Raw genomic sequence first — 21,619 nt, 5'->3', positions numbered from 1 at the left:
AAGTATTACAAGTAACAAAAGGTGATTTTGTAGGATCAGCAAGTGGAGCAGTAGTATTAACAGCGTTAATCGTATTTCTATCAAGCGTATTAGTATAATAGAAGCTTTGTAACAAAAGAAACAGAAGGGAGAATGAAAGATATGAAAGAGCAAGTATTACAAGTAACAAAAGGTGACTTCGTAGGATCAGCAAGTGGAGCAGTAGTATTAACAGCATTAATCGTATTTTTATCAAGTGTATTAGTATAATAGAAGTTTTAAATCAAACAAAAAAGGAAGGAGAATGAGGGATATGAACAGTGAACAAGTGTTTCAAGTAACAAAAACAGATTTATTAGGATCCTTAGGTGGAGCGGTAATATTAACATCATTTATTCTATTCCTTGCAAATGTATTAGTATGAGATATATAAATACAATCATTCAAAAAAAATAAAGACTCTAACGTATTAGTAAGTAGTTAATATGTTGGAGTCTTTTTTATATTCTTCTTATATCCCCTCAAGTATTAAAGTTACCTCATTATCCAGCATGCATGGCTAATTAAACGCTGCGGTTGAAACTTGATTCAACGAATAATCAAAAATCCACTGAATAAAATCCCGCTTTATTTCAAAGAGAAAAAAGTCGAATTTTATATGTAAGAAAAAAAGAGGAATTTGACAGAAAAGATAGAAAATTTTAAAGGTCAGAATTTGTTAGCTTGCTAACTAATTTCTATTAATTAATGTTGGAAGCGTTTTCGGTTGGTTTTAAGTATGGACCATTTAATCTATTTACAGGGGGATGAAGATATTATGAAACAAAAATCTATGGATACGCTAGCTGCACAAATGGAGGACTTTTTTCCAGTACGTGATGTAGATCATTTGGAATTTTACGTAGGGAATGCAAAGCAATCGAGTTATTATCTTGCGAGAGCGTTCGGATTCAAAATTGTGGCTTACTCTGGATTAGAAACTGGAAACCGTGAAAAGGTATCTTATGTTCTTGTGCAAAAAAATATGCGTTTCGTTGTGTCTGGAGCTTTAAGTAGTGAAAATCGTATTGCAGAGTTTGTAAAGACTCATGGTGATGGCGTGAAGGATGTGGCACTACTTGTTGATGATGTTGATAAAGCATACTCAGAAGCAGTGAAACGTGGTGCCGTCGCAATTGCTCCACCGCAGGAATTAACAGATGAGGACGGTACATTAAAAAAAGCAGTTATTGGTACGTATGGTGATACAATTCATACGCTTGTAGAGCGTAAAAATTATAAAGGGGCATTTATGCCAGGATTCCAAAAGGTAGAATTTAATATTCCATTTGAAGAGTCTGGTTTAATTGCTGTTGATCATGTAGTTGGTAATGTTGAAAAAATGGAAGAGTGGGTTAGTTATTACGAGAATGTTATGGGCTTTAAACAAATGATTCATTTTGATGATGACGATATTAGTACAGAGTATTCGGCGTTAATGTCGAAAGTTATGACGAATGGAAGTCGTATTAAGTTTCCTATTAACGAACCAGCAGATGGAAAGAGAAAGTCACAAATTCAAGAGTATCTAGAATTCTATAATGGAGCTGGTGTACAACATCTTGCTTTATTAACAAGTGATATTGTTAAAACAGTTGAAGCGCTTCGTGCAAATGGGGTGGAGTTTTTAGATACACCTGATACTTATTATGATGAGTTAACTGCACGAGTTGGAAAAATCGATGAAGAAATTGATAAGTTAAAAGAATTAAAGATTTTAGTAGATCGTGATGATGAAGGTTACTTACTACAAATCTTTACGAAACCAATTGTAGATCGCCCGACTTTATTTATTGAAATCATTCAACGTAAAGGTTCTCGTGGATTTGGTGAAGGAAACTTTAAAGCGTTATTCGAATCAATTGAAAGAGAACAAGAGCGTCGCGGAAACTTATAAGATTTGTATCCACCAGCAAAAGTCCCTTTGCTGGTGGAAATTTCATTTTTATAAGGAGGAATCAGGATGAAATTTGTTACATTTCGTCTTCCTTCAAAAGAACTACGGGCTGGATGGCTTGAAGGTGACAAAGTAATAGATATGAATCTTGCTAGTGAAGGGAAAATCCCTTCTTCTATGATTGCTTTTTTAGAGAAAGCGGATGAGTATGTAGAAGTAGTGCGGAATATTAAGAATCCAAATAAGGGTATATATGCTTTAGAAGAAGTACAATTGACAGCTGCTCTTCCTAATCCGAGTAGTATTCGAGATTTTTACGCATTTGAACAACATGTAAAAACAGCTCGTGGACGAAGAGGATTAGATGTTGTGCCTGAATGGTATGATATTCCGGTTTTTTATTTTACTAATCATCGTGCTGTAATTGGTTCCAGTGATTTTGTAATTGGTCCGAAAAAGTCTAAAAAGCTTGATTATGAGTTGGAGATTGCTTGCGTAATAGGAAGAGAAGGGCGAAATATTTCTCGTGAGCAAGCAGAGGAATATATTTTTGGTTATTGTATTATGAACGACTGGAGTGCGAGAGACTTACAAGCAACAGAAATGAAAGTAGGTCTCGGTCCAGCGAAAGGAAAAGACTTTGCAACTTCTTTAGGAGCACATCTTGTTACGAAAGAGGAATTAGACGTTTATCGTAATGGTGATCGATATAATTTAGAAATGACTGCTCATGTAAATGGAAAACTATTATCAAAAGGAAACTTCCAAGATATTTACTATACATTTGCTGAAATGATTGAACGTGCTTCAGAGGACGTTACGTTATATCCAGGAGATGTGATTGGTTCTGGGACAGTGGGAACAGGATGTATTTTAGAACTGGGTACAGAAGAGTGGCTACAAGATGGAGATGTTGTAGAACTGTCGATTACTGGTTTAGGTACACTACGTAATACGATCAAAAAAGAAAAGGAAGCGGGTGATGGGCATGTTTTATCGTCACATGGGAGAACTACCTCATAAACGACATGTACAATTTCGTAAAAAAGATGGATCGCTTTATCGTGAACAGGTAATGGGAACAAAAGGTTTTTCTGGTACGCAGTCTATTTTGTATCATCATTATATGCCGACAGAAGTAGGTCATTCTGCATTATCGCATTCTTGTCAGTTGCAGTATGAAGAGGATGTTGCTCTTTCTCATCGCCACTTTCGAACGAAAGAAAGTAAAAAAAGTGGTGATGCAATAAGTGGACGGAATTTCATACTTGGAAATGAAGATTTATTAATTGGAGTAGTGAGTCCAACAGAAAAAATGGATTATTTCTATCGTAATGGTGATGGCGACGAAATGTTATTTGTTCATTATGGAACAGGGAAAATTGAAACGATGTTTGGAACGATTCACTATAGAAAAGGCGACTATGTAACGATTCCAATTGGAACGATTTATCGTGTTATTCCAGATGAAGGAGAGACTAAGTTTCTTGTTGTAGAGGCGAATAGCCAAATTACAACGCCGCGTCGTTATCGAAATGAATACGGACAATTGTTAGAGCATAGTCCGTTTTGTGAAAGAGATCTTCGTGGTCCAGAAAAATTAGAGACATATGATGAAAAAGGCGAGTTTGTCGTAATGACAAAATCAAGAGGCTATATGCATAAACATGTTTTAGGACACCACCCGTTAGATGTTGTGGGATGGGATGGCTATTTATATCCGTGGGTATTTAATGTAGAGGATTTTGAACCAATTACAGGGCGCATTCATCAGCCACCGCCAGTACATCAAACATTTGAAGGACATAATTTTGTTATTTGCTCTTTCGTACCACGTTTATACGATTATCATCCAGAGTCAATTCCGGCACCATATTATCATAGTAATGTTAATAGTGATGAAGTTCTTTACTATGTAGAAGGAAACTTTATGAGTCGCAAAGGTGTGGAAGAAGGTTCTATTACACTTCATCCGAGCGGGATTCCCCATGGACCGCATCCGGGGAAAACAGAGGCAAGTATAGGGAAGAAAGAGACGCTTGAATTAGCTGTTATGATAGACACATTCCGTCCGCTTCGTATTGTAAAACAAGCACATGAAACAGAAGATGAAAAGTATATGTATAGCTGGATTGAACAAGGTTCATATACTGTGAAATAAGTAAAAAAGGCATGCTCTCAATAAGGGGGCATGCCTTTTTCACGGAATCAACATGTATAATAATACCAAAAAAATAATGGAAAGATACATAGAAAGAATAATAAGGATTGTGCATATTCAGAAGAATTTCTACTTGTTTCGACAAAAGTATTGACTAGGAAAAGCGTAATGAGTAAAATAAAAAAGCGAATTAAAAGTTTTCAGAAAATTTAAAACTTGGAGGAGTGAAAGATGAAGCAAATTTTTCAAAAGAAGCCAATTGCAAAGTTAATGCAAGAAAGTAAGCAAAAAACGTTAGCAAGAACATTGGGCGCGCTAGATTTAACTATGCTTGGAATCGGAGCAATTGTTGGAACTGGTATTTTTGTTCTAACGGGTGTTGTGGCAGCGAAACATTCTGGGCCAGCTATTATATTATCATTTGCGATTGCCGCTCTAGCTTGTGCCTTTGCTGCATTTTGTTATGCTGAATTTGCTTCTTCAGTTCCTGTCTCGGGCAGTGTGTATACGTATACATACGCGACGATGGGAGAAGTATTCGCATTTTTAATTGGCTGGGACTTAATGCTGGAATATTTACTTGCTACATCTGCTGTAGCGAACGGTTGGTCTGCATATTTTCAATCTTTATTAAAGGGGTTTGGAATTCATATTCCGACTATTCTCTCCTCGGCTCCTGGTACAGGTAAGGGTGGAATAATTGATCTACCTGCAGTTCTAATTATTTTAGTGATGACAGTTCTTTTATCTAGGGGTGTTCGTGAAAGTGCACGAGTAAATAACATTATGGTATTTATTAAAATAGCAGTTGTTCTTATTTTTATCTTTGCTGGTTTTAATTATGTGAAACCTGAAAACTGGACGCCTTTTATGCCATTTGGTTTAGATGGTGTAATGGCTGGAGCGGCTACAGTATTCTTCGCATTTATAGGATTTGATGCAGTTTCAACAGCGGCAGAAGAAGTGAAACGTCCGCAACGTGATTTACCAATTGGTATTATTGCATCGTTATTAATTTGTACAGTTCTTTATATCGTTGTTTCGCTTATTTTGACAGGAATTGTTCCATACGGACAGCTAAATATATCAGATCCAGTTGCTTTTGCACTTCAATTTATTGGACAAGATGGTTTAGCGGGGGTAATTTCAGTAGGAGCAATTACAGGAATTACAACAGTAATGCTAGTTATGATGTATGGGCAAGTTCGTGTTTCTTATGCGATGAGTCGAGATGGTTTACTACCGAAGCGTCTTGCTAAAGTTCATACAAAATTTAAAACACCATTTTTAAATACATGGACAACGGGGATTATTGCGGCACTGATTTCAGGATTAATAGATTTAAATGTTTTAGCACATCTTGTAAATATGGGGACATTGTCAGCATTTGCACTCGTAGCTGTTGCGGTAATCGTAATGAGAAGAACTCATCCAGACTTACCAAGGGCATTTAAGGCTCCGCTTGTACCATTTTTACCAGCATTAACAGTGATGTTCTGTTTATACTTAATGCTTCAATTATCAGGGACAGCATGGATTAGTTTTGGGATATGGATGGTTATTGGTATAGCGGTTTACTTTTTATATAGCCGAAAACATAGTGCTTTAAATAATAGTAAAAAAGAAGAAGATGTTGCAAATTTATAAGTGAAAAAATCCATTCTAATTCTGTTAGAATGGATTTTTTTATTTGAAAATTTACATTTTTCTGAACTTATTATAAGATAATTGTTGGCTAACTAAAGGGGTGAAATGATGAAAAATACGTGGCGTGAGTTAAGGGAGATGGACCGTAACGTATGGATTCGATTTATTGGAGAGACGTTAAATGGAATTGCAATGATGATGTTAATGCCTTTTTTTGCATTATATTTAAAAGATAAGGTAGATTCGTTGTTGGAAGTTGGGGTTATTATGGCGCTTTCTCCAATTGCTGCAAGTTTTGGATCACTTATAGGAGGGAGAATTGCTGACATATATGGAAGAAAGCCTATTATGATATTTTCTATGGCAAGTAATGCATTATTAATGCTCGGTTTTCTATTTATAGAAGGATTTATTCCATATGCAATTTTATCTATTTTTTTAGGGTTGAGTAATTCTTTATTTCATCCAGCTGCATCAGCTATGGTCGCGGATGTAACGGCACCAGAAAAAAGAACAGAGGCATATGGTTTATTACGAATGGGACACAATATAGGTGCTGCGATTGGTCCGATAATGGGAGCATCAGTAGTTGTGTTGTCAAAGAACCTTGTGTTTATTATTGCCTCTTCTACAATGCTATTTTATGCGTTACTTGTATTACTTCTTATTCAAGAGACGATGCCAAAAAGGACAGATAAGGAAGAACATAAAGAAAAGGAAGCTGGGGCAGTTTGGAAAATTGTAATGCGAGATAAGGTATTAATGATTTACTTATTAGCAGGCATTATCATTTCGATGGGGTTTTCTCAAACCGAAGGCATGTTGCCACTACATTTTGATAATGAAATGAAGCATATTTTTGGAACGAATAATCCATATCCATATTTAATGGCGTTAAACGGACTATTAGTTGTTTTATTCCAGTTTCAAATTTCAAAATGGGCTACGGATAAACCGGTCGGGAAGACGATGTTATATGGTGCATGTTTATTCGGGATTGGATTATTTTTTATAGGGTGGTTACCGAAGTGGTTTGGAGAATTTAATACAAATGCTACAATTATTTTAATAATACTACTGTTCGTTTATGCTATATATACGTTAGGTGAGATGATTATGTCGCCTGTACAGATGACATTTGTAGCAAATTTGGCCCCTGAGCATTTGAGAGGGACTTATATGGGAGCTGCAAGTTTGCAGTGGATTACAGGAAGCGCATTTGGTCCACTTTTGGGCGGTTTTTTATTAGATCGATTACTTGGTCACTTTCTATTTACAATTTTAGCTGTAGGATGTGTAGTTGCAGGTATTGTATATGTTTCTTTAGATCGCCTTGTGGAGCAAAGGCAAAAAGACACACTAACCAAACGATCTTCTTAGTGAATAGGTGACATACACAAAAAAGGGGATTTCTACATATTTTAGGTACATAACTAGATTAGATTGCCATTTTATTTTGTGTAGTTATATAGAAAATGAAATGAAAAACCAATAAGTGATGTTATTTAATTATTTATGGAAGTTACATTTTATTTCAAATAGGAACTACCTATTTTTATAAAAAGTGCTAAAATAGAAAAATGAAAACAATTGGTTAGGGTGATTTCATTGACGAAAATTAAATTAGGTTTATTATATGGTGGAAAATCAGCTGAGCATCAAGTTTCGCTACAGACGGCTCTTGCTGCTATTAAAGCGTTAAATCAAGATAAATTCGAGATTCATCCAATTTATATTACAGAACAAGGTCAATGGGTACGCGGTGAGCGTATTGAAGGCGAAGTAACAGATGTTGAAGCTTTAAAAATGAGCGGTGCAGAAAATGCGATTTCTCCGTTATCATTAAGTACAGAAATTATCCCATCTGCAGCTTCTGAGGAGAACGCTATTGACGTTATTTTCCCATTACTACATGGACCAAACGGTGAAGATGGAACGGTTCAAGGACTATTAGAATTAATGAATATCCCTTATGTAGGAAATGGTGTTCTAGCATCATCTGCTGGTATGGATAAAGTTGTTATGAAAAACATCTTTGCAGAGGCTGGTTTAAAACAAGCAAAATATGCATCCTTCATTCGTAGTGCATGGGAAAAAAATCGTGAGGAAGCTTATTCTAAAGTAGAAGATAAGTTAGGATATCCTTGCTTCGTAAAACCAGCGAACCTTGGTTCAAGTGTTGGTATTAATAAGTGTAAAAATCGTGAAGAACTTGAGGATGCATTTGTAGAGGCATTCCAATTTGATCGCAAAATTATTGTAGAAGAAAATATTGTAGGTCGTGAAGTAGAAGTTGGGGTACTAGGTAATGATGAGCCGAAATGTTCAGTTGTAGGTGAAATCGTTCCGAAAAAGGACTTCTATGATTATAAGTCGAAATATATCGATGGTGATACGGCGCTAATTATTCCAGCTGAAATGACAGAAGAAGAATCTAATGTAATTAAGCGTGATGCGATTATTGCATTCCAATCATTAGACGGTGCAGGTTTAACGCGAGCTGATTTCTTCTTAACGAAAGATGGAGAAGTGTATATTAACGAAGTAAACACAATGCCAGGATTTACACCGTTCAGTATGTTCCCTCTATTATGGCAACATACTGGGTTACCATATCCAGAATTAATCGAAGAGCTAATTCGTTTAGCGATTGAACGTCACGAAGAAAAACAAAAAATTAAATATACAATCTAACAAAAAAGGAGGAAGCACTATTCATAGGAATAGTGCTTCCTCTATGTAAGGAGCGTTTATATATGATAAAGCGAATGTTAAAGCAAGTGGAACAGATGGTAAATGGTACTGAATTAGCAGAGCAATATGAGGGAATTACTATTCAAGGCGTGTCTATTGATACGAGAAAAATTGAAAAAGGAAACTTGTATGTTCCGATTCAAGGGGAGCGCTTCGATGGACATGCTTTTGTAGATAAAGCTGTTGAAAATGGAGCTGTGGCTACATTATGGATGAAAGATGTAGCGAATCCACCTGAGAATCTTCCGGTTATTTTTGTAGAAGACACGCTATCGGCATTGCAAATGTTAGCGAAAAACTATCGCGATCAATTGGATGTTAAAGTTGTAGGTGTAACGGGTAGTAACGGTAAAACATCTACGAAAGATATTGTAACAAGTCTTCTTGCGACTAAATTCAAAGTGCAAAAAACAGAAGGGAACTTCAATAACCATATCGGATTACCTCTTACCATTTTAAACTTAGAAGAAAATACAGAAGTAGCAGTATTAGAGATGGGTATGTCAAGCCGAGGCGAAATTGAATTCTTATCTAAGTTAGCTCGTCCTAATGCAGCTATCATTACAAATATTGGTGAGGCACATTTAATGGATTTAGGATCTCGTGAGGCAATTGCTGAAGCGAAATTAGAAATTGTTACAGGATTACAAGAAGGTGGCGTGTTCGTATATAACGGAGATGAGCCTTTATTAACGAATCGTGTTCCTGGAATGAATTTAGCAGCAGAAACGGTTACGTTTGGTGATGCAAGAGCAAACGATTATTATCCAAGGACTGTAACATTACAAGCAACTGGGACACATTTCAAAATGAATAGAGATGAAAATATTTCATTCTACTTACCGGTGTTAGGAAAACATAATGTGTATAATACACTTGCTTCAATGGCAATTGCGAAACATTTTGGTGTAACGTGGGAAGAGATGAAAGAAGGTTTAGTAACACTTCAAATGACGGGCATGCGTATGGAAATTGTGAAAACAAATAGTGGTTTAACAATTATCAACGATGCTTATAATGCAAGCCCGACGGCTATGGAAGCAGCATTCCATTTAATGAATGGTTTAGATGGTTTTGCTAAAAAAATCGTTGTGCTCGGTGATATGTTAGAACTTGGAGATCAAGAAGTACAGTTCCATTATGAGGTAGGAAAATTAATCGATCCAGCAAAAATCTCACATGTATTCACATACGGTAGATTAGGGGCTCAAATTGCTGAAGGAGCAAAAATTAATTTCCCTAATGAACGTGTAAAGGCGTATGATAATAAAGAAGAGTTAGTAAAAGATTTACAAGCAGTAGTCGATGTGAAAGATGTTGTATTAATAAAAGCATCTCGCGGTATGAAATTAGAAGAAGTAATTACGATGTTGAAATAATTGGTGTATATAAATAGGGATGATAGTTACGAAAATAGAAGAAACTTATAATAAGCGCTTACAGTAAATATAAAAAAATAAAAGTGAAGAAAAAAACTCTGAATATGAAAATAAGGTAACAGTTGGGTTTGCTTTTTACACATACAAAACTTATAATTGATAAAGTGTAATAACGTTTAGAAGTATTTTCGTGAAGAATATACGCCCGTTTATATACGTGAGCATTCAGGAAAAGGGCTTTTCCGCAAATTCGGAAAACGCCTTTTTTTAAATGATAAGTATAGGATAGAAAAGGAGAAGTAACATTGACAACATTTCGAGAATTAGGATTAAGTGATTCTTTACTGCAATCTGTTGAAAGTATGGGCTTTGAAGAGGCTACACCAATTCAAGCTGAAACAATTCCACATGCATTGCAAGGTAAAGATATTATTGGGCAAGCGCAAACAGGTACAGGGAAAACAGCAGCATTCGGATTACCACTATTAGATAAAGTGGATACACATAAAGAATCGGTTCAAGGTATTGTTATCGCGCCAACGCGTGAATTAGCAATTCAAGTTGGAGAAGAATTATACAAAATTGGTAAGCATAAACGCGTTCGTATTTTACCGATTTATGGTGGTCAAGATATTAACCGCCAAATTCGTGCTCTAAAAAAACACCCACACATTATTGTTGGTACGCCGGGTCGTATTTTAGATCATATTAACCGTAAAACACTTCGTCTGCAAAACGTAGAGACAGTTGTTCTTGACGAAGCGGATGAAATGTTAAACATGGGCTTCATTGAAGACATTGAAGCAATTTTAACAGATGTGCCAGAAACACATCAAACATTACTATTCTCAGCGACAATGCCGGATCCAATCCGCCGTATTGCTGAGCGTTTCATGACTGAGCCTCAACACATTAAAGTAAAAGCAAAAGAAGTAACAATGCCAAACATTCAGCAGTTCTATTTAGAAGTGCAAGAAAAGAAAAAGTTTGACGTGTTAACACGCTTATTAGATATTCAATCTCCAGAGCTTGCAATCGTATTTGGTCGTACAAAGCGTCGTGTTGATGAATTATCAGAAGCATTAAACTTACGTGGTTATGCTGCAGAAGGTATTCACGGTGATTTAACTCAGGCGAAACGTATGTCTGTATTACGTAAATTTAAAGAAGGTTCTATTGAAGTTCTTGTTGCAACAGACGTTGCTGCGCGTGGTCTTGATATTTCAGGCGTAACGCACGTATATAACTTCGATATTCCACAAGATCCAGAATCATACGTTCACCGTATCGGTCGTACTGGTCGTGCAGGTAAAAAAGGTATTGCAATGCTATTTGTAACACCACGTGAATCAGGACAATTAAAAAATATCGAGCGTACAACAAAACGTAAAATGGACCGTATGGATGCACCGACACTTGACGAGGCATTAGAAGGTCAACAACGTTTAATCGCTGAAAAGCTTCAAAGCACAATTGAAAATGAAAACTTAGCATACTACAAGCGTATTGCAGAAGAAATGTTAGAAGAAAATGACTCTGTAACAGTAGTAGCTGCTGCTTTAAAAATGATGACTAAAGAGCCGGATACAACTCCGATCGCTTTAACATCAGAACCACCTGTTGTTTCAAGAGGCGGCGGTTCTAAAAAACGCGGCGGTAACGGAGGCGGATACCGTGATGGTAACCGTAATCGTAGTCGTGATGGACGCGGCGGTGGCGATGGACGTAATCGTGACCGTAACCGTGATGGACGTAATCGTGACGGAAACCGTGATCGCAATCGTGATGGTAACCGCGATCGTAATCGTGATGGTGGTAGTCGTGGTCGTAGAGGTGAAGGTCAAGGTCGCCCTGGTTCTTCAAATGGACGCGGCGAAAGAAAACATCATAGCCGTCCACAAGCTTAATAAAAAAAAGAGAATGCCCTTTGCGGGCATTCTCTTTTTTTTATTTCTATAATTGTGCATACTACATAATAATTATGATAGAAAAGGGGCTGTTATATGCTTGTAAGGCTTGGTTACGTTGCGATGAGTGTGCATTTGAAGAATGCATCTCCATCTCAAACGATGACGTATGCACAGTTTCAGAAATTAGATGATCGTGATGCTGCAATTCGTAAGCTTGAAAGAATTGCTAATTCCAATTTAGAAAATTGTTTACGTTTATTAAAGCATAATAAAGGGCATGACATATCTTTCTTTCGGCTCAGTTCAAAGCTCATTCCTTTAGCGAATCATGAGGAATTGCTAGAGTGGAACTATATTCGTCCGTTAAAAGAAAATTTAAAAAAACTAGGTGAATATGCAGTTCATATGAATATGAGAATTGATTTCCATCCAGATCATTTTGTTGTACTAAATTCACCTGAAGAGAGTGTTTTTAAACAATCTGTAAAAACATTGCAGATGCACAAAAAATTATTAAAAGGCATGGGGATTGAACATAAGCAACGATGTGTACTGCATGTTGGAGGAGGATATAAAGATAAAGAACTTGCATTAGAGCGCTTTATAGAGAATTGGTCGAATGTCCCAAGGGGTATTCAAGAAATGATTATATTAGAAAATGATGATACAACCTTTACGTTAGAGGAAACATTATATTTAGGAGAAAAATTAGATATTCCCGTCGTATTTGACTTGCATCACCATATGATGAATAATGAGCAAGAAGATTGGTATGAAGATTGGGCACGTGTTGTTCATACGTGGGAAACGTCTTTGTTGCCGATTAAAATGCATATCTCTAGCCCTAGAGAGGGAAAAGATCCAAGAGCTCATGCAGATTATATTAATGTAGACGCATTTTTATCTTTTTTAAGAAGGATAAAGGGAAGTGTTCCGCAAATTGATTGTATGATTGAGGCGAAGATGAAGGATGAGTCTTTATTTCAATTAATGAGAGATTTAAGTGAACAAGTAGATGTAGAAATTATCGATGGTGCAAGCTTTTATATTAAATAAGCTTTGCACCATCGTTTTTTTTTGTTAAAAAAGGGGTTAAAATGCCACCGGTTATTAAACCTGTTAAATGACTGATCGGATTGGCAGAAGGGTTAAAGAAAGTAAATAGCAGTAATAGAAGTATCATAATTGAGAAAATGGCAATTTCTTTTGGTTTTGAAGAGCGGTATCGATTGTACAATAAAAATAACTGTGCACCTAATAGTCCGAAAATACCACCTGATGCACCTGCGTGAATATATTCAAGCGGCATAATAATATAAGAAGAAATATTTCCAGAAATTCCAGAGAGAAAAAATAGAATAAAAAAAGAAAAGTGTCCGAGTTGCTTTTCGATAGAAGAACCAAGAGCAAACAAAAAAATACTATTAGAAAGAAAATGTTGTAAGTCTACGTGTACGAGAAGAGAAGTTATGACACGCCACCATTCTCCTTTCGCGATATATTCATTAGAGGCTGCCAGTGGTAAGAGAAAAAAGTCGCCTAATATCATCATGACTAAATGAATAAGCAGTAAGGTAAGAATAGTCGGTTGTAAAGAAATATGAGTGGATCTTATTAGCATACGGTTACTATCACCCCTTTTGCATCAGAAAGATTCTCTGTTATTCTTATCAATATGAAAGAAGAAAGTTAAATAGAAGAAGGGGATTTTGAAATGATTATAGGGATTGGTATCGATATTATTGAATTAAATCGTATTGAAAAAATGCTAGATGGAAAGCTTAAATTTATGGAACGTATTTTAACGGAAAATGAACGTAATGTTGCTATGGAGCTGAAAGGAAGTCGCCTTACAGAGTTTGTAGCTGGAAGGTTTGCAGCGAAAGAGGCGTATTCAAAAGCTGTAGGTACTGGTATCGGAAAAGAAGTGAGTTTTTTAGATATTGAAGTGAAAAATGATGAAAGAGGTAAGCCAATTCTGATTACAAGTACAGAGTATATTGTTCATTTATCAATTAGTCATAGTAAGGAATTTGCTGTTGCTCAAGTTGTTTTAGAAAGCTTGTCACGCTAGTCTGCATATTTTATATCTTTGTCTCATATATTTGAGGTAGCGATAAGGAAGGTACATCTTCCATTCATTTATAGGGGCAAAGGGGCTGAATTGATGAAAAGGCGTCTGTTTTTAGTTCTTGTCGGTTTGTTGACCGTTTTTGTGTTGGCGGGTTGTATGGAAAAGAAGCAAGATGATGTCGTGAGAGATTTAGAATCAAAAGTAAAAGGGATGAAAAGTTATCAAGCTGAGGCAAAATTATCTATTAAAACAGGCAATGAGCCTCAAGAGTATAACGTAGAGATTTGGCACAAGGAACCGTCTTTTTATCGTGTGAATTTAAAAAATGTAAAAAAAGATCAGAGCCAAATTATTTTGAGAAATGAAGAAGGTGTATTTGTATTAACGCCAGCACTTAATAAGAGCTTCCGTTTTCAAAGTGATTGGCCGCAAAATAGTAGCCAGGCTTATTTATATGAATCACTTGTAAGAGATATTTTGCAGGACAAGAAAAACCTTACTTTTGAGAAAACAGATAAGTATTATATTTTTAAAACAAAAACAAACTATCAACATCAAAATATGTTGCCGAGACAAGAGATTACATTGAATAAGAGCGACTTGACTCCAGTTTCAGTGAAGTTAATGGATAATGATCAAAATGTTCTTGTGAAAGTAGATTTCTCTAAAGTGAAATTCGATGCGAAATTTGATAAAGGTGCATTTGATACGAAACAAAATATGTCTAGAGCGCAGGTAGATGTTCAAACAACAGCGAAAGAAGACAAACCGTTTGCTATTTTGTATCCACTTGATACACCACAAGGTATGACTCTGCAAGATGAAAAAGAGTTGAAGACAGACAGTGGCAAGCGTGCGATACTCACATACACTGGAAATAAGAAATCCTTTACTTTAATACAAGAAAAGGCAAAAGTTGCAGAGGCATCATCAGCGGTAAGTGTAAGTGGAGAACCAGTTGATCTTGGGTTTACGATTGGTGCATTAACGAAAGACTCTGTAACGTGGTCGCATAACGGAGTAGAATATATGCTCGTGTCTAAAGGTTTAGAGCCGAAGGAGCTGTTAATGGTTGCTCGTTCAGTTACAGCGAAGCAGGTGAAGTAAACTTCTTAGACGTGGTGATATATGTGCACCACGTCTTTTCTTAGTTTGAAGGTGGATTTCATAAAAGAAGCATATAAAAGAATAAGCTTCGCATATCGTGTATAAGGAAGTGTATTTATGGAAGAAGCACCATTTTACCGTGACACTTGGGTGGAAGTGGATTTAGATGCCATTTATAACAACGTTACACATATTAAAGAGTTCATCCCAAGTAATGTAGAGATTTTTGCTGTAGTTAAAGCAAACGCATATGGGCACGATTATGTACCGGTGGCTAAAACGGCATTAGAAGCAGGTGCAACAAGGTTAGCTGTTGCTTTTTTAGATGAAGCTTTAGTGCTTCGGAGGGCTGGTATTACTGAGCCGATTTTAGTGTTAGGTCCCTCGCCGCCGCGTGATGTAAATGTAGCTGCTGAAAATGATGTAGCGCTAACTGTTTTTCAAAAAGAATGGGTGGACGAAGCAATTAAACTTTGGGATGGTTCATCTGTAATGAAATTCCATATTAACTTTGATAGTGGTATGGGGAGAATTGGAATACGTGAAAGAAAAGAGCTAAAAGAATTTTTAAAGAGTTTAGAGGGTGCACCGTTTTTAGAGTTAGAAGGAGTATACACGCATTTTGCAACGGCAGATGAAGTTGAGACTTCGTATTTTGATAAGCAATATAACACGTTCTTAGAGCAGTTAAGTTGGTTGAAAGAATTCGGAGTGGATCCTAAGTTTGTTCATACAGCTAATAGTGCTGCGACGTTACGTTTTCAAGGGATTACATTTAATGCAGTGCGAATTGGGATTGCAATGTATGGATTATCTCCTTCTGTAGAAATACGTCCTTTTTTACCATTTGAATTAGAACCGGCGCTATCACTTCATACGAAAGTCGCTCATATTAAACAGGTAATTAAAGGTGATGGAATTAGTTATAACGTCACCTACCGAACGAAAACTGAAGAATGGATTGCGACTGTAGCGATTGGCTATGCAGATGGGTGGCTTAGGAGGTTACAAGGATTTGAAGTGCTTATAAATGGTAAAAGGGTACCGATTGTAGGGCGAGTAACAATGGATCAGTTCATGATTCATCTTCCTTGTGAAGTGCCACTTGGTACGAAAGTTACGCTTATTGGAAGGCAAGGAGATGAGTATATTAGCGCTACAGAGGTTGCGGAATACTCAGGGACTATTAATTATGAAATTATTGCAACGATCAGTTTCCGTGTGCCAAGAATATTTATACGGAATGGTAAGGTTGTAGAGATAATTAATTACTTGAACAATATATAGAAGGTAGTATGATTGCTTCTTGTCATTGGAGTGACTGTTCATTGCTGGATAATAAGCTCTTTTTGATGAGAAGCTTTTTACTTATAATCATTTTTTATATAAGTTGCACGTAAGTTTTGAAGAGGAGTTCTATTGTTTTTAGTTAGTTATAAGATAAAAAATTTAAGAAGATGAATGTTTTGTTTGTGAATTGGAAAACATAAGCAAGGAATAAGGAAGTCTTTGCAACAGGCTCCATACAATGGTATTATTACAATAGGTGTCATATATATATTTGGGTGTGTAGTTGACGGTGGAGGTGTATTTTTGTGTCCGAATCAAGTGTAACTACTGAAATCGTGGTTCGGTTGCCAAAGCAAATGGTAACGGAATTGGACGGAATTGGAAAACAAGAGAATAAGAATCGCCATGAACTAATTTGCCAGGCAACACAATTGTTATTGCGTCAACATAAGACGAAGAAACGCTACCAACATGAATCAATGCGACGTGGGTACATTGAAATGGGAAAAATTAATCTTGGTATTGCATCTGAAGCTTTCTTAGCAGAGTATGAAGCAGCTCATACAGTAGAACGCTTAGTTAGCGGGGGGTAATATTTTGATTGTAAAACGCGGCGACGTGTATTTTGCAGACCTTTCCCCAGTTGTTGGTTCTGAGCAAGGAGGCGTTCGTCCGGTTCTTGTCATTCAAAATGACATCGGAAATCGTTTTAGTCCAACGGTGATTGTAGCGGCTATTACTGCACAGATTCAAAAAGCGAAATTACCCACTCATGTGGAAATTGATGCGAAAAAGTACGGTTTTGAGAGAGATTCTGTTATTTTACTTGAGCAGATTCGAACAATCGATAAGCAGCGCTTAACGGACAAAATCACTCACTTAGATGAAGTGATGATGATTCGTGTAGATGAAGCGCTACAAATTAGTTTAGGACTAATAGATTTTTAAATCGGCAGTTTAAGTTGCTCTCTTTGAAGGGCAACTTTTTTTATTATAGAGGAGGTTACGGTTGTATATGGAAATGGTAGATAATCGACAAGCGTTAATGAAAATGTTAGTGAAAGAATTAGGCTTTACCGAAAAGCAAGTTCGTCATGTTATTCAATTAACAGAAGAAGGTAACACAGTTCCATTTATTGCTCGTTACCGAAAAGAATGGACAGGCTCTTTAGATGAGGTGCAAATTCGTACGATTTTAGAGAGATGGCAATATATGATGCAACTTGAAGATAGGAAGGAAGAAGTTCTTCGTCTTATTGATGAGAAGGGGAAACTGACAGAAGAGCTACGACAGCAAATTGTTAAAGCTACAAAGTTGCAAGAAGTAGAAGATCTATATCGTCCATATAAAGAGAAAAGAAGAACGAAAGCGACAGTTGCTAAAGAAAAAGGATTAGAACCATTAGCTGAATGGTTATTGTTATATAAGAAAGAAGATCCGGCTAAAAAGGCAGTGGAATTTATTAATGTAGAGAAAGAAGTGCAATCTGCAGAAGAAGCTTTACAAGGTGCACAAGACATTATTGCAGAAATGGTTTCAGATGAAGCTGCGTATCGTAGTTGGATTCGAAATGTTACTTTTAGAAAAGGTGTTATGTCTTCTTCCGTGAAAGATGAAGAAAAAGATGAAAAGAATATATATGAAATGTATTACAGTTATGAAGAACCATTGCAAAAAGTAGTACCACATCGTGTATTAGCAATGAATCGTGGCGAGAAAGAAGATATATTGAGAGTTGCTGTTGTTCCGCCAGTAGATGAGATAGTAACCTTCTTAAATAAGAAAGTAATTCGTGATAACGATTCGAAAAGTGCACATTATGTACAATTAGCGATTGAAGATGGTTATAAACGATTAATTCAATCTTCAATCGAAAGAGAGATTCGTAAAGAATTAACAGAAACAGCTGAAGAACAAGCAATACATATTTTCTCTGAGAACTTACGTAACTTATTATTACAACCTCCGATGAAAGGGAAAGTCGTGCTAGCGGTAGATCCGGCATATAGAACTGGTTGTAAATTGTCTGTAGTAGATGATACGGGGAAAGTACTACATATCGATGTTATTTATCCGCATCCACCTGTTCGTAAATATGATGATGCAAAAACGAAAGTTCTTTCTATTATAGATAAATATCAAGTTGAAATGATTGCAATTGGTAATGGGACAGCATCTAGAGAAACAGAAGAGTTTATAGTAGATGTATTACAAAGTGTGAACCGAGATGTCTTTTATATTATTGTAAATGAAGCGGGTGCTAGTGTATATTCAGCTTCTGATTTAGCCCGTGAGGAATTCCCAAATTTACAAGTTGAAGAGAGAAGTGCCGTTTCTATTGGGAGACGTCTGCAAGATCCACTTGCTGAACTTGTGAAAATTGATCCTAAATCAGTTGGGGTTGGACAATACCAACATGATGTATCTCAAAAGAGACTGAATGAGTCATTAACATTTGTAGTAGAAACAGCTGTTAACCAAGTTGGGGTTAATGTAAATACGGCTTCGGTTGCATTGTTACAATATGTTTCAGGTTTATCGAAAACTGTTGCGAAAAATATTGTAGCAAAGAGAGAAGAAGATGGGAAATTCACGAAGCGCACGGAATTAAAGAAAATCCCACGTTTAGGTGCAAAGACTTATGAACAATGTATAGGTTTCTTACGTATACTAGAAGGAGCGAATCCATTAGATCGAACAGGTATTCATCCAGAGCAATATAAAAATGTTGAATTGTTATTGAAGAGTCTAGGGTTATCAATAGATGACGTAGGACAACCGCAATTACAAAAGAGATTGGAAGAAGTAGAGATTTCTAAGTTATCTCAAGAAACAGGAGTTGGGGAGCCGACGTTAGTTGATATTATAGATGCGCTTATTAGTCCTGAACGAGATATGAGGGATGAGTTGCCTAAACCACTTTTGAAAAAAGGGATTTTGAAATTAGAAGATTTAAAACGTGGTATGGAACTAGAAGGAACAGTTCGTAACGTTGTTGATTTTGGTGCTTTTGTTGATGTTGGTGTAAAGCAAGATGGTTTAGTACATATTTCTAAACTTAGCAAACAGTTTGTAAAGCATCCGTTAGATGTTGTATCAGTAGGGCAAATTGTAAAAGTATGGGTAGATGATATTGATACAAAAAAAGGACGTGTTGCACTATCTATGTTGCCGATTGAATAGTAAGAGAAGAGAGCAGATGAAACTGCTCTTTTTTTATGAAATAAAAAGTGTAATGGATTATGAGCTTTGATGTATTTTGCTATAATAAAACCAGCATTCATTTAATAACTTAATTTGATACCGGTTTTTTTCGAAATATGCACGTTGCATTTGTTTTTTTAGCCACGTAGGCATAGGAATCCCTCCTTGTTTAATCCTGCTCTCAAAAATTTAAAATGCTATTGATGAGAGGTTGGTGAGTGGATTTCTATTCATGTTTTGTTTTTAGAAACCACGCTTCTTACATGAGGATGGGTATATGTACTATTTAATATATGTATAAGAAGGGAGAAAAGTGTAAAAATATTTTTTTGTTTAGGAGGAATGAGAGTGGATGAGCAAGAAATTCAGCGACTAGTGGAAGAAGTGTCACTACAATACTTTGAGATGCCGTTCTTACATAAAGCGGTGTTTAATAATAGATTACGTACAACTGGTGGGCGTTATTTATTGAAGAGTCATAATATCGAACTGAATTATCGATATTACGAATTGTATGGTGAAGAAGAGTTAGTCGGGATTATTAAACATGAGCTTTGTCATTATCACTTACATATTGCAGGAAGAGGGTATAAGCACAGGGACAGGGATTTTCGTGAGTTGTTAAAGAAAGTTGATGCACCACGTTTTTGTAAACGAATGATTAATGAAGAGAAGGAAAAAAAGATTTATAAGTATGAATGTATGGAGTGTTCACTTCAATATGTAAGAAGGCGTCAAATAAATATAAAAAGATATGTCTGTGGAAAGTGTAAAGGGAAACTCAAACCGATATCGAAAACATCTTGACAGTAAAAACGCAATCCAGTATATTATAAACATGTCACGTTTGAACAAGATGTTGTTAAAAACTTCTTGACTTACAGAGAGAATTTTTATAAGATACAAATTGTCTTCATTATTCCGCAGTAGCTCAGTGGTAGAGCTATCGGCTGTTAACCGATCGGTCGTAGGTTCGAGTCCTACCTGCGGAGCCATACAGAGAAGTACCCAAGTGGCTCAAGGGGCTCCCCTGCTAAGGGAGTAGATCGCTAACGCGGTGCGAGGGTTCGAATCCCTTCTTCTCTGCCATACATATTGGCCCGTTGGTCAAGTGGTTAAGACACCGCCCTTTCACGGCGGTAACACGGGTTCGAATCCCGTACGGGTCACCACTTCGGAGGATTAGCTCAGCTGGGAGAGCACCTGCCTTACAAGCAGGGGGTCGGCGGTTCGATCCCGTCATCCTCCACCATATAATTTTATATGAATAGTATTGTCGCGGGGTGGAGCAGCACGGTAGCTCGTCGGGCTCATAACCCGAAGGTCGCAGGTTCAAATCCTGTCCCCGCAACCAAATGGTCCCGTGGTGTAGTGGTTAACATGCCTGCCTGTCACGCAGGAGATCGCCGGTTCGACCCCGGTCGGGACCGCCATTTTAACTTCTGCTATATAGCAGTTGTTTTTTATTGGGCATTATGTTACAATAACATTTGTCTTTGAAAAGAAGATAATTATTTCGATGGGCTATAGCCAAGCGGTAAGGCAACGGACTTTGACTCCGTCATGCGCTGGTTCGAATCCAGCTAGCCCAGCCATTTACGAGCCATTAGCTCAGTTGGTAGAGCATCTGACTTTTAATCAGAGGGTCGAAGGTTCGAGTCCTTCATGGCTCACTTTTGTTTTTTTCGCGCGGTCGTGGCGGAACGGCAGACGCGCTAGGTTGAGGGCCTAGTGGGGGAAACCCCGTGGAGGTTCAAGTCCTCTCGGCCGCATCAAAAAAATCTTAAAAAAGTGCTTGCATTTGAAAATGTAGTATGATAAGATAATTGAGTCGCCAAATTACAACGACGAAAAAACATCATGAATAAGCGCCCGTAGCTCAATTGGATAGAGCGTTTGACTACGGATCAAGAGGTTAGGGGTTCGACTCCTCTCGGGCGCGCCAATTACGGGAAGTGGCTCAGCTTGGTAGAGCACCTGGTTTGGGACCAGGGGGTCGCAGGTTCAAATCCTGTCTTCCCGACCACGCGGGTGTAGTTTAGTGGTAAAACAAGAGCCTTCCAAGCTCTGGTCGAGAGTTCGATTCTCTTCACCCGCTTTTAGTTCTTTGAAAACTGAACGAAACAAACAACGTGAAACGTCAATTTTTATTTTAGATGCTAGACAAACTAACTTTA

Annotated in this window: 21 protein-coding genes and 12 tRNA genes; 31 read left to right on the top strand and 2 right to left on the bottom strand. The window is 37.0% G+C overall.

Annotated features, from left to right (window positions below):
• The 12 genes from ACS2QP_RS26730 to uvsE all read left to right on the top strand — a co-directional run.
• A partial coding sequence (locus ACS2QP_RS26730; protein ID WP_016100038.1) for a DUF3948 family protein occupies positions 1–98 on the top strand: 98 nt, incomplete at its 5' end.
• Positions 99–132: 34 nt separating this feature from the next.
• The gene (locus ACS2QP_RS26725; protein ID WP_000654250.1) at positions 133–249 is read left to right on the top strand and encodes a DUF3948 family protein; all 117 of its coding nucleotides are present in this window, start codon (positions 133–135) and stop codon (positions 247–249) included.
• A gap of 43 nt (positions 250–292) precedes the next feature.
• Positions 293–403, top strand: a complete 111-nt coding sequence (locus ACS2QP_RS26720; RefSeq protein ID WP_001083690.1) for a DUF3948 family protein — start codon at positions 293–295, stop codon at positions 401–403.
• A 393-nt stretch (positions 404–796) separates the two neighbouring features.
• The gene (gene hppD, locus ACS2QP_RS26715) at positions 797–1,915 is read left to right on the top strand and encodes a 4-hydroxyphenylpyruvate dioxygenase (protein WP_000810922.1); all 1,119 of its coding nucleotides are present in this window, start codon (positions 797–799) and stop codon (positions 1,913–1,915) included.
• A gap of 66 nt (positions 1,916–1,981) precedes the next feature.
• Positions 1,982–2,938 (top strand): fumarylacetoacetate hydrolase family protein, encoded by a 957-nt coding sequence (locus ACS2QP_RS26710; protein ID WP_000674004.1) that lies wholly within the window; start codon positions 1,982–1,984, stop codon positions 2,936–2,938.
• On the top strand, positions 2,904–4,076 hold the full coding sequence (locus ACS2QP_RS26705) for a homogentisate 1,2-dioxygenase (RefSeq protein WP_013141710.1): 1,173 nt from the start codon (positions 2,904–2,906) through the stop codon (positions 4,074–4,076). The genes ACS2QP_RS26710 and ACS2QP_RS26705 overlap by 35 nt, the downstream gene beginning before the upstream one ends.
• Before the next feature lie 231 nt (positions 4,077–4,307).
• Positions 4,308–5,723, top strand: a complete 1,416-nt coding sequence (locus ACS2QP_RS26700) for an amino acid permease (RefSeq protein ID WP_438882997.1) — start codon at positions 4,308–4,310, stop codon at positions 5,721–5,723.
• 108 nt (positions 5,724–5,831) lie between these two features.
• The gene (locus tag ACS2QP_RS26695) at positions 5,832–7,103 is read left to right on the top strand and encodes an MDR family MFS transporter (RefSeq protein WP_061456690.1); all 1,272 of its coding nucleotides are present in this window, start codon (positions 5,832–5,834) and stop codon (positions 7,101–7,103) included.
• 228 nt (positions 7,104–7,331) lie between these two features.
• Complete coding sequence (locus ACS2QP_RS26690; RefSeq protein ID WP_000161427.1) at positions 7,332–8,417, top strand: D-alanine--D-alanine ligase; 1,086 nt, start codon at positions 7,332–7,334, stop codon at positions 8,415–8,417.
• A 62-nt stretch (positions 8,418–8,479) separates the two neighbouring features.
• Positions 8,480–9,856 (top strand): UDP-N-acetylmuramoyl-tripeptide--D-alanyl-D-alanine ligase, encoded by a 1,377-nt coding sequence (gene murF, locus ACS2QP_RS26685; RefSeq protein WP_438882996.1) that lies wholly within the window; start codon positions 8,480–8,482, stop codon positions 9,854–9,856.
• Positions 9,857–10,161: 305 nt separating this feature from the next.
• The gene (locus ACS2QP_RS26680) at positions 10,162–11,763 is read left to right on the top strand and encodes a DEAD/DEAH box helicase (protein WP_000206592.1); all 1,602 of its coding nucleotides are present in this window, start codon (positions 10,162–10,164) and stop codon (positions 11,761–11,763) included.
• Between the two features lie 96 nt (positions 11,764–11,859).
• Positions 11,860–12,822 (top strand): UV DNA damage repair endonuclease UvsE, encoded by a 963-nt coding sequence (gene uvsE / locus ACS2QP_RS26675; protein ID WP_000961166.1) that lies wholly within the window; start codon positions 11,860–11,862, stop codon positions 12,820–12,822.
• On the opposite strand, the gene ACS2QP_RS26670 is transcribed toward uvsE, so the two are convergent.
• On the bottom strand, positions 12,815–13,387 hold the full coding sequence (locus ACS2QP_RS26670) for a rhomboid family intramembrane serine protease (protein WP_000908523.1): 573 nt from the start codon (positions 13,385–13,387) through the stop codon (positions 12,815–12,817). The genes uvsE and ACS2QP_RS26670 overlap by 8 nt on opposite strands.
• A 93-nt stretch (positions 13,388–13,480) precedes the next feature.
• Between ACS2QP_RS26670 and acpS the strand changes: the two genes are divergently transcribed.
• The 6 genes from acpS to ACS2QP_RS26640 all read left to right on the top strand — a co-directional run bounded on the left by acpS (position 13,481) and on the right by ACS2QP_RS26640 (position 19,421).
• Positions 13,481–13,840, top strand: coding sequence for a holo-ACP synthase (acpS, locus tag ACS2QP_RS26665; protein WP_000583416.1), 360 nt, complete (start codon positions 13,481–13,483; stop codon positions 13,838–13,840).
• A gap of 156 nt (positions 13,841–13,996) precedes the next feature.
• A complete protein-coding gene (locus ACS2QP_RS26660) occupies positions 13,997–14,947 on the top strand; it encodes a LolA family protein (protein ID WP_002180340.1) in 951 nt (316 codons plus the stop codon).
• 117 nt (positions 14,948–15,064) lie between these two features.
• Positions 15,065–16,234, top strand: a complete 1,170-nt coding sequence (alr, locus tag ACS2QP_RS26655) for an alanine racemase (RefSeq protein ID WP_000390615.1) — start codon at positions 15,065–15,067, stop codon at positions 16,232–16,234.
• A gap of 308 nt (positions 16,235–16,542) precedes the next feature.
• Entirely contained in the window at positions 16,543–16,830 is a 288-nt protein-coding gene (locus ACS2QP_RS26650) for an antitoxin EndoAI (protein ID WP_000004570.1), read from the top strand.
• A 4-nt stretch (positions 16,831–16,834) separates the two neighbouring features.
• A complete protein-coding gene (ndoA, locus tag ACS2QP_RS26645; protein ID WP_000635963.1) occupies positions 16,835–17,185 on the top strand; it encodes a type II toxin-antitoxin system endoribonuclease NdoA in 351 nt (116 codons plus the stop codon).
• A 67-nt stretch (positions 17,186–17,252) separates the two neighbouring features.
• The gene (locus ACS2QP_RS26640) at positions 17,253–19,421 is read left to right on the top strand and encodes a Tex family protein (RefSeq protein ID WP_000426242.1); all 2,169 of its coding nucleotides are present in this window, start codon (positions 17,253–17,255) and stop codon (positions 19,419–19,421) included.
• Between the two features lie 57 nt (positions 19,422–19,478).
• Here the strand turns inward: ACS2QP_RS26640 and cmpA are convergent, their stop codons facing one another.
• Positions 19,479–19,595: a cortex morphogenetic protein CmpA gene (gene cmpA, locus ACS2QP_RS26635; protein ID WP_001143642.1), complete on the bottom strand. Its 117-nt coding sequence runs from the start codon at positions 19,593–19,595 to the stop codon at positions 19,479–19,481.
• A 195-nt stretch (positions 19,596–19,790) separates the two neighbouring features.
• On the opposite strand from cmpA, the gene ACS2QP_RS26630 reads away from it, so the two are divergent.
• From ACS2QP_RS26630 to ACS2QP_RS26570, 13 genes are all read left to right on the top strand, one after another.
• Complete coding sequence (locus tag ACS2QP_RS26630) at positions 19,791–20,249, top strand: SprT family protein (RefSeq protein ID WP_000344234.1); 459 nt, start codon at positions 19,791–19,793, stop codon at positions 20,247–20,249.
• Between the two features lie 113 nt (positions 20,250–20,362).
• A tRNA-Asn gene (locus ACS2QP_RS26625) sits at positions 20,363–20,437 on the top strand.
• Between the two features lie 3 nt (positions 20,438–20,440).
• A tRNA-Ser gene (locus ACS2QP_RS26620) sits at positions 20,441–20,531 on the top strand.
• An 8-nt stretch (positions 20,532–20,539) separates the two neighbouring features.
• Positions 20,540–20,614: transfer RNA gene (locus ACS2QP_RS26615), tRNA-Glu, on the top strand.
• A gap of 4 nt (positions 20,615–20,618) precedes the next feature.
• Positions 20,619–20,694 (top strand) — tRNA-Val (locus ACS2QP_RS26610).
• 25 nt (positions 20,695–20,719) lie between these two features.
• Positions 20,720–20,796, top strand: a tRNA-Met gene (locus ACS2QP_RS26605).
• 3 nt (positions 20,797–20,799) lie between these two features.
• A tRNA-Asp gene (locus ACS2QP_RS26600) sits at positions 20,800–20,875 on the top strand.
• Between the two features lie 87 nt (positions 20,876–20,962).
• Positions 20,963–21,037 (top strand) — tRNA-Gln (locus ACS2QP_RS26595).
• A 5-nt stretch (positions 21,038–21,042) separates the two neighbouring features.
• Positions 21,043–21,115 (top strand) — tRNA-Lys (locus ACS2QP_RS26590).
• 16 nt (positions 21,116–21,131) lie between these two features.
• Positions 21,132–21,214, top strand: a tRNA-Leu gene (locus ACS2QP_RS26585).
• Between the two features lie 96 nt (positions 21,215–21,310).
• Positions 21,311–21,387, top strand: a tRNA-Arg gene (locus tag ACS2QP_RS26580).
• 4 nt (positions 21,388–21,391) lie between these two features.
• Positions 21,392–21,468: transfer RNA gene (locus tag ACS2QP_RS26575), tRNA-Pro, on the top strand.
• Position 21,469: 1 nt separating this feature from the next.
• Positions 21,470–21,540: transfer RNA gene (locus ACS2QP_RS26570), tRNA-Gly, on the top strand.
• Positions 21,541–21,619: the final 79 nt, after the last annotated feature.

It is taken from the genome of Bacillus cereus group sp. Bce019 (assembly GCF_051781745.1).
Classification (GTDB): Bacteria; Bacillota; Bacilli; order Bacillales; family Bacillaceae_G; genus Bacillus_A; species Bacillus_A cereus.
This window is presented reverse-complemented; position numbering and strand designations above follow the sequence as displayed.